At 32.7% G+C, this 14,247-nt stretch carries 14 protein-coding genes; 10 read left to right on the top strand and 4 right to left on the bottom strand.

Features of this window, described 5'->3' with window-relative positions:
• Positions 1-19 precede the first annotated feature (19 nt).
• Both ACQY44_RS07150 and ACQY44_RS07145 read left to right on the top strand, forming a co-directional pair.
• Entirely contained in the window at positions 20-1,873 is a 1,854-nt protein-coding gene (locus ACQY44_RS07150) for a TonB-dependent receptor plug domain-containing protein (protein WP_428229711.1), read from the top strand.
• 4 nt (positions 1,874-1,877) lie between these two features.
• The gene (locus tag ACQY44_RS07145; protein ID WP_428229710.1) at positions 1,878-2,930 is read left to right on the top strand and encodes a YncE family protein; all 1,053 of its coding nucleotides are present in this window, start codon (positions 1,878-1,880) and stop codon (positions 2,928-2,930) included.
• 73 nt (positions 2,931-3,003) lie between these two features.
• Here the strand turns inward: ACQY44_RS07145 and ACQY44_RS07140 are convergent, their stop codons facing one another.
• Entirely contained in the window at positions 3,004-4,476 is a 1,473-nt protein-coding gene (locus ACQY44_RS07140; RefSeq protein WP_428229709.1) for a S41 family peptidase, read from the bottom strand.
• 160 nt (positions 4,477-4,636) lie between these two features.
• Here ACQY44_RS07140 and ACQY44_RS07135 point away from each other — a divergent pair, with 160 nt between their 5' ends.
• The 6 genes from ACQY44_RS07135 to yiaA all read left to right on the top strand — a co-directional run bounded on the left by ACQY44_RS07135 (position 4,637) and on the right by yiaA (position 8,039).
• Positions 4,637-5,146 (top strand): RNA polymerase sigma factor, encoded by a 510-nt coding sequence (locus ACQY44_RS07135; RefSeq protein ID WP_428229708.1) that lies wholly within the window; start codon positions 4,637-4,639, stop codon positions 5,144-5,146.
• On the top strand, positions 5,133-5,591 hold the full coding sequence (locus ACQY44_RS07130; protein ID WP_428229707.1) for a hypothetical protein: 459 nt from the start codon (positions 5,133-5,135) through the stop codon (positions 5,589-5,591). The genes ACQY44_RS07135 and ACQY44_RS07130 overlap by 14 nt, the downstream gene beginning before the upstream one ends.
• Before the next feature lie 17 nt (positions 5,592-5,608).
• Positions 5,609-6,136, top strand: a complete 528-nt coding sequence (locus tag ACQY44_RS07125) for a DUF4252 domain-containing protein (protein WP_428229706.1) — start codon at positions 5,609-5,611, stop codon at positions 6,134-6,136.
• A gap of 13 nt (positions 6,137-6,149) precedes the next feature.
• Positions 6,150-6,686 carry a DUF4252 domain-containing protein gene (locus ACQY44_RS07120; RefSeq protein ID WP_428229705.1) on the top strand — a complete coding sequence of 179 codons (537 nt, stop codon included), beginning with the start codon at positions 6,150-6,152 and terminating at the stop codon, positions 6,684-6,686.
• A 272-nt stretch (positions 6,687-6,958) separates the two neighbouring features.
• Complete coding sequence (locus ACQY44_RS07115; RefSeq protein ID WP_428229704.1) at positions 6,959-7,633, top strand: TIGR02117 family protein; 675 nt, start codon at positions 6,959-6,961, stop codon at positions 7,631-7,633.
• Positions 7,634-7,643: 10 nt separating this feature from the next.
• A complete protein-coding gene (yiaA, locus tag ACQY44_RS07110; RefSeq protein ID WP_213301687.1) occupies positions 7,644-8,039 on the top strand; it encodes an inner membrane protein YiaA in 396 nt (131 codons plus the stop codon).
• 984 nt (positions 8,040-9,023) lie between these two features.
• Here yiaA and carB read toward each other — a convergent pair.
• Positions 9,024-11,879 (bottom strand): carbamoyl-phosphate synthase large subunit, encoded by a 2,856-nt coding sequence (gene carB, locus ACQY44_RS07105; protein WP_428229703.1) that lies wholly within the window; start codon positions 11,877-11,879, stop codon positions 9,024-9,026.
• 146 nt (positions 11,880-12,025) lie between these two features.
• Positions 12,026-12,187: a 50S ribosomal protein L34 gene (rpmH, locus tag ACQY44_RS07100; protein ID WP_008464848.1), complete on the bottom strand. Its 162-nt coding sequence runs from the start codon at positions 12,185-12,187 to the stop codon at positions 12,026-12,028.
• 166 nt (positions 12,188-12,353) lie between these two features.
• Here rpmH and ACQY44_RS07095 point away from each other — a divergent pair, with 166 nt between their 5' ends.
• Positions 12,354-12,869: a hypothetical protein gene (locus ACQY44_RS07095; protein ID WP_035682014.1), complete on the top strand. Its 516-nt coding sequence runs from the start codon at positions 12,354-12,356 to the stop codon at positions 12,867-12,869.
• Between the two features lie 115 nt (positions 12,870-12,984).
• On the opposite strand, the gene ACQY44_RS07090 is transcribed toward ACQY44_RS07095, so the two are convergent.
• Positions 12,985-13,644, bottom strand: coding sequence for an alpha/beta hydrolase (locus ACQY44_RS07090; protein WP_428229702.1), 660 nt, complete (start codon positions 13,642-13,644; stop codon positions 12,985-12,987).
• 291 nt (positions 13,645-13,935) lie between these two features.
• Between ACQY44_RS07090 and ACQY44_RS07085 the strand changes: the two genes are divergently transcribed.
• Positions 13,936-14,247, top strand: coding sequence for an N-acetyltransferase (locus tag ACQY44_RS07085; RefSeq protein WP_428229701.1), 312 nt, complete (start codon positions 13,936-13,938; stop codon positions 14,245-14,247).

The raw sequence follows: 14,247 nt of genomic DNA, 5'->3' as shown, positions 1-14,247 counted from the left end.
GAAAAAGAGTGTAGAAATTATGACTTTAAAAAAACTTTTTGCTTTTTATTTATTGCTATTGTGCCAAATAATTTCGGCACAGGCTGATTCTATTAATAAGTTAAAAGAAGTGGTCGTTTCTGATACTAATCTGAAGAAATACTCTAATTCACAATCTGTTTTAAAGCTCAATGATTCTGTGATCAATAAAAATGAAGCTTTACTGACGGATCTTTTAAATTTTAATTCGACTATTTATTTTAAAGAATACGGCCGTGGAATGCTTTCTACAGTTTCTTTTAGAGGAACTACTGCATCTCAAACTGCAGTAATCTGGAACGGAATCAATATCAATTCTCAAATGAATGGAAGTACTGATTTTAATACGATTTCAGGTTCTGACTATAATTCAATAAGTGTAAAAGCCGGAGGAGGAAGTGTTATATATGGTAGCGGAGCCGTTGGAGGAACCGTTCACTTAAACAATGATTTGGGCTTTTATAAAAGATTTGAAAATAATTTAAAGGTAGATTACGGAAGTTTTAATACAATTGGAATCAACTTTAAAACCAATATTTCGAACGAAAAATGGAGCACACAAATTGGCTTTTCTAAAAACAGTTCGACAAATGATTATAAATACCTCAATAGATATACCTGGAAAGGCGAACAACGCTGGAATCAAAACGGTCAGTACGACATCATCACGATGAGTGCAAACGTAGGTTATAAATTCGATCCAAAGAATAGTTTGAAATTATACACCCAAACTTCAAACACAGACCGAAATACTTCTTTAATAACGGAAACCGAAAGAAAAAGTAAGTACATCAATGGTTTCAACAAAAATCTACTGGAATATGATGGTGATTTTGGAAAATTTACAACCAATTTCAAAACAGCTTACATCTTTGAAAATTTTCAATATTACGCTGACAATTCCAAAAATCAATATACATACGGAAAAACCGAAAGCTTCATTACAAAAGCTGATTTAGGTTATACATTATTTAAATCAACTCAAATTAATGGTATTTTAGACTACAACAGAACTAAAGGTTACGGAAGTGGTTTTGGAGATCACACAAGAGAAATTGGTTCTGCGGCATTATTAATTAAACAAAATTTTTCAAACGATTGGAAAAATGAATTTGGGATTCGAAAAGAATTTACGGATAATTATAAATCACCCGTTTTATTCTCATTAGGATCATCTTATCAGTTTAGTAAATTGTACAATTTAAAATTGAATTTGTCCCGAAACTTCAGAATACCAACTTTTAATGATTTGTATTGGGAAGAAGGAGGAAATCCTGATTTAAAACCTGAAAGTTCTTATCAGGCAGAAATTGGAAACGTTTTTACTTTCAGGAACATTTCGCTTACGCAGACTTTTTATTACATGAAAATTAAAGATCTTCTGCAATGGGTGCCGGGAAACAATGGCATCTGGACTCCTCAAAATACTGATAAAGTAAATAGTTACGGGGCCGAGACTTTATTAATCTTGAAAAAACACTTTGGTAAAAATTATTTTAGCGCAAATGCTACTTATGCCTATACCATTTCTAAAGATGAAGAAACTAAAAAGCAATTGTTTTTTGTTCCTTTTCATAAAGTAAACGGAGCGATATCATATTCCAGAAACAAATTTTCAACTTATTATCAATTTTTATATAATGGCTTTGTCTATACACAATCTGACAATGACCCTAAACAAATCGTAAAAGATTACACAATCTCAAACCTTGGAATTGATTATGATTTTAAATTTTTAAACTCTTTTAAATTAGGCTTTCAAGTTTTAAACCTCTTTAATGAGAATTACGAAAGTCTCGAAAACAGACCTATGCCGGGAAGAAATTTTAATATATACATTAACCTTAAATTTTAATATAATGAAGCTAACTAGATTTTTATTAATAGCATTAAGCGTATCGCTTTTTGTTTCTTGTTCTAACGATGACTCTAACGATGACCCAAAAGGAGTTTATGACAATGGTTTTTTCATCTTAAATGAAGGAACTAGTAAGGGTGGATCAGTTTCTTTTTCAAGTAATGATTTTACGAACGTTGTTCCGGACGTTTATAAGGCAGCTAATGGTGCTGACTTTGCTGGTGTTTATCTTCAAAACATCTTTTTTAACGGGGATAACGCTTACATAATTGCAGGAGGATCTGATGTAATAAATGTAGTAAACAGATATACTTTTAAATTAGTTTCTAAAATTGAAACGGGGCTTATTACACCAAGATATGGTGTCGTAAAAGACGGAAAAGCATATGTTACCAATGCAAATACTTATTCTTATATCAATCCTGAAACAGGAGATACGGATGATTTTATTGCAGTAATTGATTTAGCTACTAATAAAGTGGAGTCTAAAATTGACCTGAATGCTACTGCAAACAGAATTATATTAGAAAATAATAAATTATACATCACTGATTCTTCAAATGATAAAGTGTTAGTAGTAAATCCGGCAACAAAAGCATTAGAAACTCCAATTACTATTGGCTACGGCGGTGACAGCATGGATGTAAAAGATGGTATTTTATATGTTTTAAAAAGTCCATACAAAAACAGAGGAGAACTTGTAAAAATAAAATTATCAGATAAAACTATTGCTTCTACTATTCCTTTCCCGGAATCATTAGACGGTTCTGGAAATTTAGATATTTATGGCAATAAAATTTATTATACCGTAAACAAGTCCGTTTATGCTATAAATACTACTGCAACAACTCCGTCAACGACACCATTATTTACTGCTAGTCTTTCAGAAACTGGTGCTATATATGGATTTACAGTAAAAAACGACAAATTTTATATTGCGGATAGCGGTGATTATAAATCAAGCAGTAAAGCTTATATCTACGATTTAAACGGAATTTTTATAAAAGACTTAACTGTAGGTATTGCGCCAAACGGTTTCTACTTTAATGACTAAATATCATTTGTTTAGAATCAAATATAAGAACAATAAAAAAGGCTTTCATTTCTGAAAGCCTTTTTTATTGTTCTTATTTTAATGCTCTTAAAAGTCCTTCAGGAGCTTTTTCTAAATACATTTGATCCCTGATTCCTGTCATTGCTTTAGTATCCGTAAAATTCCTTAAAGCTACACCCTTATCCAATTGTTCCTTTTTAGAAGTTGATCCTGAAATTTGTGAAATAGCAACACTCAGTAAAGGTTCTGATACATCTCCTAAAACGCCCAAATTATTAATGCGCTCTAATTGCTCGAAAGTAGGTTTTAAACCATCTGTATATTCACCAAAATCAGCAGCGTTTACAATTTTCAGAACCAGAGGCTGCATCGCATATTTATGATTTGGATTTCTATTTGCTTTTCCAAAAGTTGGCGAATCATATAATGTAACTGAACCTACGTTTTTCCCCACTGTGGTCTCCCCAATCTGAACTACAGCAATATAAGGCGCCAATCCGTTGATTACTAATTCACTCGCCGAAGCTGTACCGCTGGTGGTGAGAATATAGATTTTAGTTAAATTTAAACTATTTATTGCCGCAGCGTCTATTTTATCTACAAACCTGTTATTTAAATATTCCGGATTATCGATTTCAAAAGCTGCATTTATCTTAGCATTCCATTTTTGCTTAGCAAAAATTTTACCGGTATACTGCCCCGTAATCATACTTGCCAAACGTGTTGCCGTTTGTATAGAACCTCCTCCGTTATATCTTAAATCCAAAACAAAATCAGTAATTCCTTGTGATTTTAATTCGGCGAAAGCGGCGTTAAGTTGTGTATCATAATTAGCATAAAAACCGTTATACATTAAATAACCAATTTTGTGACTACCGGATGTAATTACCTTATTAATAAAAACAGGATTTTCATCTAAAGTTGTTTTAACCAATGAAACGGTTTTTCCGTTCGATTCAAAACTAGTTCCGTTATAAGTAGCCATGTTCAGCGTATAGCTATCTGCTGCCAGAAGAGCCTGATAATTTGAAACGGTTAATGGAGTTCCGTTTACGCCCGTAAAAAGATCCCCACGTTTAATCTCTTTAGTTGAAGCATTGGAATTAGGAATTATATAACGCACATAACCTACCAAATTAGTTGTGCTTCCTGGCATATAACTCAATCTAAAATCGACACCATCATTTTTTGAAGTGCCCTGAAGTTCTTGCTCTAAAACAGTATAATCATCGACAATCCAGCTAAAGCGATCAATTGCCTGACCTTTAGGAAATTTGCTAATTGGTTTATTTAATAAATCCTGAAATAAATCTTCAGGCTTAGAATATCCTGTTAAAAAGGAATTTAAGGCTTCTTGATTGCTAAAACGATCATCGGCCAAATTAGGCACATCGGCTTGCCATAAATAATATTGGTTCAGTCCTTTCCAGATAAAATTACTCACCTGCAAGTCAGCCGGAGCTGCAACATCATCCTGATCTTCACAAGATTGCAAAGAAAAAGCAAGTAAAAATAATAGTAGTACGCTCTTTAAAATTGTTTTCATATAGTGGGTATCTATGTAGTACTAACGTAAAAATAGTATCTTTAGTTTTAACAATGATAATTTTAGAGTGTTTTTTTTAGAAAAATTTCACATTCTCGTGTAACAAAAATAATAGTGCCTCGTCTTGACTATATAAGCTAACGAATAACCAACCGATTTTATGAATCAAAATGTGTTTATAGAAGTAATAAATCCTTTTAAAGACAAAGTTTTTCGTCTGGCAAAAAGATTATTAACCAGTACCGAAGAAGCTGAAGATGCTACACAGGAAGTAATGGTCAAATTATGGAATAAGAAAGATAATTTAGACTCTTATAATAATATTGAAGCAGTTGCAATGACCATGACCAAAAATTATTGTCTGGACCAACTAAAATCAAAAAGAGCCGGGAATCTTAAAATTGTTCATAATAATTATACCGATCGGGAGCCACAATTGGATAAGAAATTAGAAGATTCGGATAGTTTAGAATGGGTTGAAAAAATCATTAATCAGTTGCCTGAACAACTACAAATACTAATTCAGTTACGCGATGTTGAACAATATGAATTTGATGAAATTGCGAAAATTGTCAACATGAATGAAACGGCTATTCGGGTAGCACTTTCAAGAGCGAGAAAAAAAATAAGAGAATCAATGCTTAATACACACGGTTATGGAATTCAATAAAATAGAAGATATATTAGAAAAATACTTTCAGGGAGAAACGAGTATTGCCGAAGAAAAAGAATTAAAAGAATATTTTTCTTCACCAAATGTTGCGCAGCATTTAGAACAATACAAACCTATGTTTGGTTATTTCTCTCAGGTAAAAGAACAAAAATCGACGCAGGACATACCACTAAAAACTAATAAACGAAATGTGGCGTGGTTATCGATTGCGGCTTCTGCTGTTGTTTTACTAGGAGTTGGAACCTACTTTTATGTGAGCGAAAAAAATACAGCTCCGGTTGTAGCGCAAACAGAATTAGGAACCTACGACAATCCGGAAGAAGCACTTGCCGCAACGCAAAAAGCTTTAGCCTTATTATCAAACAATGTTAATGTAGGTATAGAAAGTGTACAATACATTAAAGAATACGAGCAATCAAAAAACAAAATTTTTAAACAGTAATTAAATCAAAAATAATCATGAAAAATTTCATCATAACACTAGTTTTCGCATTCGTTAGCCACGCTTTTTATGCACAAGGAGCATTTGATAAATTTGATGGCCAGGACGATGTAACCTCAGTAATTGTAAACAAAAAAATGTTCGATTTAATGAGTAAAGTAAAAGTTGATGCTTCTGACAAAGAAACAGCACAATACATTAGTTTGATTAAAAAACTAGACTACTTAAAAGTGTTTACTACCAAGAATCCTAAAATTGAAGCTGATATGAAAGCTTCTGCTGACAAGTATGTAAAAACAGCCGGTTTAGAAGAATTAATGCGCGTAAATGATGGCGGCAGAAACGTAAGAATATCAGTAAAATCAGGAGCTTCAGACTCTCAGGTAAAAGAATTGCTGATGTTTATTGACGGAGCAAAAAACGACGAAACTGTTTTATTATCCCTGACAGGTAATTTCGATATCAACGAAATTTCAGTCCTTACCGATAAGATGCAACTTCCCGGAGGTTCTGATCTTAAAAAAGCTTCTAAAAGCAAAAAATAAATCTAAACATATTATGAAAATAAGCGTTTTTACCTCAGCCCTTTTAGCAGTACTAACTTTAGTGAGTTGTAACTCTACTCCTTCTTTACAAAGATATTTTGTAGAGAATACTGATAATAAAAATTTTATTGCACTTGATGTTTCACCCAGTATTCTGAACCTGGAAAAAACAAAATTGTCTGCAGAACAAAACGAAGCTTTAAAATCATTCGACAAAATGAATATTTTAGCTTTTAAAGCGAATGCTGCCAACCAGACTTTATTTGAAACGGAAAGAGCAAAAGTTAAAGCAATTCTAAAAGATCCAAAATACCAGCAATTAATGAGTTTTGGTTCCGGTAAAGACGGTGCATCCATAAGTTATGTTGGTACGGATGACAACATTGAAGAGTTTGTCGTTTTCGCCAATAAAAAAGAAAGCGGTTTTGCAGTGGTTCGTGTATTAGGAAAAAACATGAATCCAAACAATATCATGACGCTAATGTCTGTTCTAAAGGAATCCAAAATAGACATGGAACAACTGAAACCCTTACAACAATTAATAAAATAATACCTCTATCTTACTTTAAAACGAGAAAGCTCCAAATATTGGAGCTTTTTTATTTTAATTCTTTTCAAAAAATAAATATTAACTCAGGAAAAATTCCAATTACTAAGCTATTTTCTTATAAACATTTGAGAGATTATACTGCCTAATATTTACTTCAATTTATTTTAATCTGAACCTAATTTAATTATATTTGTATCCAACCAAATAAGTTTATCAATTTAAAACTTACTAATTAACTAACCTTTCGAAGAAAAAATAAAAACCAATACGCATTGAAAAAAGCATTAAAAATTACGCTTAGAATATTTCTGGTACTTTTGGGATTTATTTTAATATACCTAATAGCAGTATTTTCTCTTTCTAAAATCACAGTCAAGCAGGAACCAAATACAAAACCCGAAGTCGAAATTTATATTTTAACCAATGGTGTTCATACAGATATCGTTATGCCAACTAAAAATGATCAGATCGACTGGAGCAAACAAGTAAAATTTGAAAACACAAAAGCTGCCGATTCCACTTATAAATATCTGGCAATGGGCTGGGGAGACAAAGGTTTTTATTTAGAAACACCTGAATGGTCTGACTTAAAAGCATCTGTGGCTTTCAAAGCCGCATCGGGATTAAGCACTACTGCCATTCATGCCACTTATTATAAAAATTTAAAAGAAGGCGATGATTGCAAAAAAATGGCAATCAGCAAAGAGCAATACGATCGTTTGATACAATACATCTCCAAAAGTTTTCAAAAGGATAATTCAGGCAATTTTTTACCTATAAAAACAAATGCAGTTTACGGCAAGAATGATGCTTTCTATGAAGCTAACGGAAGCTATAGTTTGTTTCATACTTGTAACACCTGGGCCAACAGTGGTTTAAAAGCAAGCGGGCAAAAATGTTGTTATTGGACAGCTACGGATTCAGGAATTTTTTCGAAATATAAATAAATTAAATAATATGGTACAAAAAACATCGAATGCCTTTATAGCGGCATCTTGGGTAGCTCTTGGAGCAGGAACAGTTGGTTTTATAGTTGGACTTGCGAGAGCTGAAATGCTTCTAAACGAAAAAGGATACTACTTTACCGTTTTAATGTTTGGTCTTTTCGCAGTAGTTTCACTGCAAAAAAGCGTTAGAGACAGACTTGAAAAACTTCCTGTAACAGATATCTACTACGGAATTTGCTGGTTCGGAACGCTATTATCAATTGTATTATTGGTAGTAGGACTTTGGAATGCCACCATTTTACCAAGCGAGAAAGGGTTTTATGCTTTTGCATTTTTATTAGCTTTGTTTGGTGCTATTTCGGTACAAAAAAACACGAGAGATAATATGTCATTATCTAACGAATAATATTTCAAAAAATTATTAATCAAACCAACTTCCAAATTAAACCACAAAAAAAGCTCCATGAAAACGGAGCTTTTTTTATTCACCGTCTTTTCATGTCGAATTTTCAAACCTTATAAAAGGGAAAAGATTTAAGCTGCACTAATAGGCTCTATTATCCAATAAAGAGCATAACCTTACTTTAACTGAACATGATTACTATTACAGAAGAAAAACACATAATATTGACTTTAATTTCTCCTTGTAACTTTATATAAAAAAAAGAGACTAATCAAAAAAGATTAGTTATGAAAAGCCAGAACCATCTAAATATTTTAAAAATAGCGTGGAATAATATAAACTCAAACACTTATGTTGAAAATTCCGAATTAAAAAAAATAATACATTTGAACTCCAATTCAATTGTAAAAAGAATTCTCATTATTAGCTTAATAGAATTTACACTTTCTTTCTTACCTTTCTTCTTAGACGGTAAGAAGCTTTTTACCAAAGAAATACTCGATATTCAAAATAATAAGATAATGATATACTTAGATTATTTCTATTATATCATTTTTGTTTTTTTTATAGTACAGTTCTATCTCAACTTTAAAAAAATTAATACAACTTCAAATCTTAAAGAATTATCAAATAATATTTTAAAAACAAGGAAATCAGTTTATAATTATATCCATGTCAGCTTAATTTTTTTTAATTTAAACGCTATTGCTTTTGCTTATTTATATTTAAACACCAATTCCTCTTACCAAAACTTCATCAGCCATAGTAATTCACAAAACAGCCCACTTATTTTTCAGACCCTTTTTTATAGTATTCTAATTTTATTGTTATCACTGATTACTTATACAATATGGTTGCTATACAAAATTCTATATTTGAAATTAATCAAAAAGCTTGATCAAAACTTTAATGAACTAGACAACTAATCAGTACTAAAACAAAAAAAGCTCCATTTTTCATGGAGCTTTTTTATATCAGGATTTGAGATTATTTACTCAAATACATTTTTCTTCTTGAATACAATTCGTAGAACTGATCATCTTTTAAGTCATCAATAAACAAGATACTTTCTCCTGTCGATTTCATTTCCGGTCCTAATGCTTTGTTTACATTATGGAATTTACTGAAAGAGAAAACCGGTTGTTTGATCGCATATCCTTTTAATTGCGGGTTAAAATCAAAGTCAGTTACTTTATTATGCCCTAACATTACTTTCGTAGCATAGTTTACATACGGCTCCCCATACGCTTTCGCAATAAACGGTACCGTTCTAGATGCTCTAGGATTTGCCTCGATAATATAAACCGTATCGTCTTTTATCGCAAACTGAATGTTGATTAAACCAACCGTTTTCAGCGCTCTCGCAATTTTTACCGTATGATCTTTAATTTGTTGCATTACAAATTCTCCCAGGTTAAAAGGAGGCAAAGTAGCATTACTATCTCCAGAGTGAACTCCGCAAGGTTCGATATGCTCCATAATTCCTATGATGTATACATTTCCGTCAGCATCACAAATTGCATCCGCTTCGGCCTCGATTGCTCCGGCCAAATAATGATCTAAAAGCAATTTATTTCCTGGAATAGTTTTCAATAAATTGATCACGTGTTCTTCCAGTTCTTTTTTGTTGATTACGATTTTCATTCCCTGACCACCTAATACATAAGAAGGACGAATCAATAATGGGAAGTCTAAAGTATCTGCAAGTGCAGAAGCTTCGTCAGCAGTTTCAGCGATTCCGAATTGTGGGAAAGGAATATGTAATTCTCTTAATAAATCGGAGAAACGACCTCTGTCTTCCGCTAAATCAAGTGCATCAAAACTAGTTCCGATGATTTTTACTCCGTATTTAGATAATTTTTCAGCCAGTTTCAAAGCCGTTTGACCACCTAATTGCACAATAACACCTTCTGGTTTCTCATGCTGAATGATGTCATATATATGTTCCCAGAAAACTGGCTCGAAGTACAATTTATCCGCTGTATCAAAATCTGTCGAAACCGTTTCAGGATTACAGTTGATCATGATCGTTTCGTAACCACATTCTTTTGCAGCCAAGACTCCGTGTACACAAGAATAATCAAACTCAATTCCTTGTCCAATTCTGTTGGGTCCTGAACCCAGAACAATGATCTTCTTTTTATCTGTTACAATACTTTCGTTATCTACATAACGCTCACCATTTGCTTTTTCGATTTCAGCCTCAAAAGTGGAGTAATAATAAGGTGTTTTTGCTTTAAACTCAGCTGCACAAGTATCAACCAGTTTAAACACACGGTTAATATTTTTATCCATACGCAAAGTATGTACTTCACTTTCAAGACAATTTAACATGTGAGCAATTTGTCTGTCGGCAAAACCTTTTTGTTTCGCTTCAAGCAAAAGTTCTTTTGGAAGAGTCGAAATTTTATAGTTCGAAATTTCTTTCTCTAAAGTATAAAGCTCTTCGTATTGTTTTAAGAACCACATATCTATTTTTGTGATTTCATGAATACGGCTCAACGGAATTCCCATTGCGATTGCATCATAAATTACAAAAACACGATCCCAACTTGCAAAAGTTAGTTTCTCGATAATTTCTTCGTAGTTTTTATATCCTTTTCCGTCAGCACCTAAGCCATTTCTCTTAATCTCAAGAGATTGAGTTGCTTTATGTAACGCTTCCTGGAACGAACGTCCAATTCCCATAACTTCACCAACAGATTTCATCTGAAGACCTAAAGTTCTGTCAGCACCTTCGAATTTATCAAAGTTCCAACGTGGTATTTTCACGATTACATAATCAAGAGTGGGTTCAAAAAGAGCTGAAGTAGATTTTGTAATTTGGTTTTGCAATTCATCAAGATTGTATCCTAAAGCTAGTTTAGAAGCAATTTTAGCAATTGGATAACCCGTTGCTTTTGATGCTAAAGCTGATGAACGAGACACACGAGGATTAATCTCGATCGCTACGATATCTTCTTTTTCGTCTGGTGAAACTGCGAATTGTACGTTACAACCTCCTGCAAAATTACCAATACTACGCATCATCAGGATGGCATAGTCACGTAATTTTTGGAAAGTAGTATCAGATAATGTCATCGCTGGCGCAACCGTGATCGAATCTCCGGTATGAATTCCCATTGGGTCCATATTTTCGATTGAACAAATGATTACAACATTATCATTTTTATCTCTTAAAAGTTCTAACTCATATTCTTTCCATCCCATCAAAGCTTTGTCAATCAAAACTTCATGTATTGGTGACGCTTCAAGACCACGGGTTAAAAGCTCATCAAAATCTTCTTTTTTGTAAACAATTGCTGCTCCGGTTCCTCCAAGCGTAAACGAAGGACGAATTACAAGTGGAAAACCAAATTCCTGAGCAATCTCTTTTCCTTCTAAGTATGAAGTCGCTGTTTTTGCAGGTGCAGTTGGCACATTTATTCTTTCTAAAAGCTGTTTAAACTGCTCTCTGTCTTCCGTAATATTAATGGCGTTTACATCAACTCCAATTAATTTTACTCCAAAATCCTGCCAGATTCCTTTTTCTTCAGCTTCCAAACATAAATTCAAAGCCGTTTGTCCACCCATGGTAGGCAAAACAGCATCAATTTGTGGATGTTCTTTCAGAATTTCAATAATCGATTTTGTAGTTAGTGGTTTCAAATATACGTGATCGGCCATTGTAGGGTCGGTCATGATAGTCGCTGGATTCGAGTTTATCAAGATAACTTCAATTCCTTCTTCACGAATAGAACGTGCAGATTGAGAACCTGCATAATCAAATTCGCAAGCTTGACCAATAACAATAGGTCCTGACCCTATTATTAAAACTGATTTTATTGATGTGTCTTTAGGCATTTTATTTGTATTGTGTAGTTATATAAAGTACTTTAAAAAACATTCTTAGTCTATTCTAAACTAGAACGTTGAGAATTTTTTACCGACAAGGTATAAAAAAAGGCGATACTAAAAAAAGTAACGCCTTATTTATGTTTATAGAAACATTATTTTTTGTGTCTAGGCTCGCTAGAAACAGTTAATTTATGTCTTCCTTTTGCTCTTCTACGCGCCAGAACTTTTCTTCCATTCGCAGAAGCCATTCTGTCCATAAATCCGTGCTTATTTCTTCTTTTTCTTTTCGATGGTTGAAATGTTCTTTTGCTCATTGCTTTGTATCTTTAAAATGGTGTCTATTTTCTGTTTTTCTGTTTTGAATATCGTTGTTCCAAAACCGAGTGCAAATATACAAAGACTTTTTTTTCTCGCAAGTAGTTTTATAAAAATATTTTTAATTCATTTTACTATATTTGCAATCATAAATATACATCTATTATGTTTCACAAAAATATTAAACTTATTTTAGCCGGACTTCTTGTAGTTGCTGGCATCTGGCAATTTACTGAAAGTAATATCGGGAATGGAATTTTCCTTATATTATTGACGGCAATTCCTATTTTTCTTTACTTTAAAAACGAATTTATCCTTTTAGCTTTCCTTAAATTACGAAAACAAGACTTCGAAGGCGCTAAAAAATGGCTGGCATACATCAAAAACCCCGAAGCTGCTTTGGTAAGAAAACAACAAGGATACTTTAATTACCTGCACGGAATCATGTTATCACAAACCAATATCAATCAAGCCGAGAAACATTTCAAAAAAGCAATCGAACTTGGATTATCTATGGATATGGATTTAGCCGTAGCAAAATTAAACCTTGCCGGAGTTGCGATGTCACGTCGTAGAAAACTTGAAGCAACTAATTTGCTCAACGAAGCTAAGAAATTAGACAAACAAGGAATGCTGAAAGAGCAAATTACAATGATGAAAGATCAAATGAAGAAAATCTAAGCTTCTTTAAATTATAATATTGAAATCCCAAATTCCAATCGTGAATTTGGGATTTTTTATTTTAGATTGCAGACTTTAGATTTTTTTTTGAAATTTGGAATTTGAAAATTAGAATTTACTCTTCCAATATAATCGATGGCAAATTTTCATTCAGCCATTTGTATTTATTCAGGATCATGATATGGGTTCCGCCTTTTACAACGATACAACTGTTAATATACTTTATAGGAAAAACATCGTCCTGATCACCATGAATATGAATCACCTTTGAATCGATCTCATTTCTGTCCCATAAAATAACTGATTCTACTGCCCATTGCAAATATTTGAGATCTCGAACCGCTAAAAACTTCTCGTATAACTTAATGCGTTTATTGATTTTTTCTCCAAAAGAATATTTTGCCAGATTCTCGATATTTAAGATTAACTTCATCGGAATCAGCTTGTATGCTTTTGTAGTTTTTCCAATTTTCATTCTTCTCGGGAATTCTGCATTACTTCTAACACTAGAAATAATAATCACTTTTCGCGCCTGAATGTGTTTTGCCATTTCCTGAACCAGGATCCCCCCAAACGAAACCCCAATTAAAACCGGATTTTCATGTTTGATATTTTTCGAAATTCGCAATGCATAATCAGACAAGGATTCTTTGGGCCGCGGAATTTCCCACTCCAGCAAACAGACCTCAAAAACAGATTCGTCTAATTTGATTCTTTCAAAAATAGCCGGACTGGCTGCCAAACCAGGCATAAAATATACAGGAATTTTACTCATTTGTCAGAGAAGGAATTATGATTACAGAATTAATTTGAAGCTAAAATTACTTTTTTTAATAATATACACCGCAAATCTTACACCATAATTCTTTTTTAGGAGTAACAAGATTACAAAAAACCCAGGAATTACAAGCACTTGTAACCTGTTTAAAAAATAATTCCATATTGAAAATCAAATGATTACCTTTGCAGTCTTTATAAGCATTATATAAATGATCCCTCCAAGATCTTTATATCATACTGATGACGTTCTTTTTCTATTATTTTTTTAATCAATACCCCAAAAAACATGACTAATATGGAACCTATTGAAACTATGGAAATCAAAGACAACACTTTTGCAAGACAATTTGAAACCATAGTCCCTGAAGGATTACTTTCAGTTGAATATTCATTTCAGGAAAAGAAAATCTTCCTGACTAAAATCAACAAACCTGAAGGTTTTGACAATCAAGCATTAATTGATGTAGTACTTAAAAACATCATGGAAATTATCATCGAAAAGAAATTTAAATTAATGCCTATTCATCCAAGGATTGTATTATTCATTAAAAAAAATCCTACGTACAAGGAATTACTTCCTCCCGGAATTAGAATCTAA

Source organism: Flavobacterium sp. (genome assembly GCF_965277525.1).
Lineage (GTDB): Bacteria > Bacteroidota > Bacteroidia > Flavobacteriales > Flavobacteriaceae > Flavobacterium.
The sequence above is the reverse complement of the archived record's forward strand: the minus strand, read 5'-3'. Positions and strand labels throughout refer to the sequence as shown.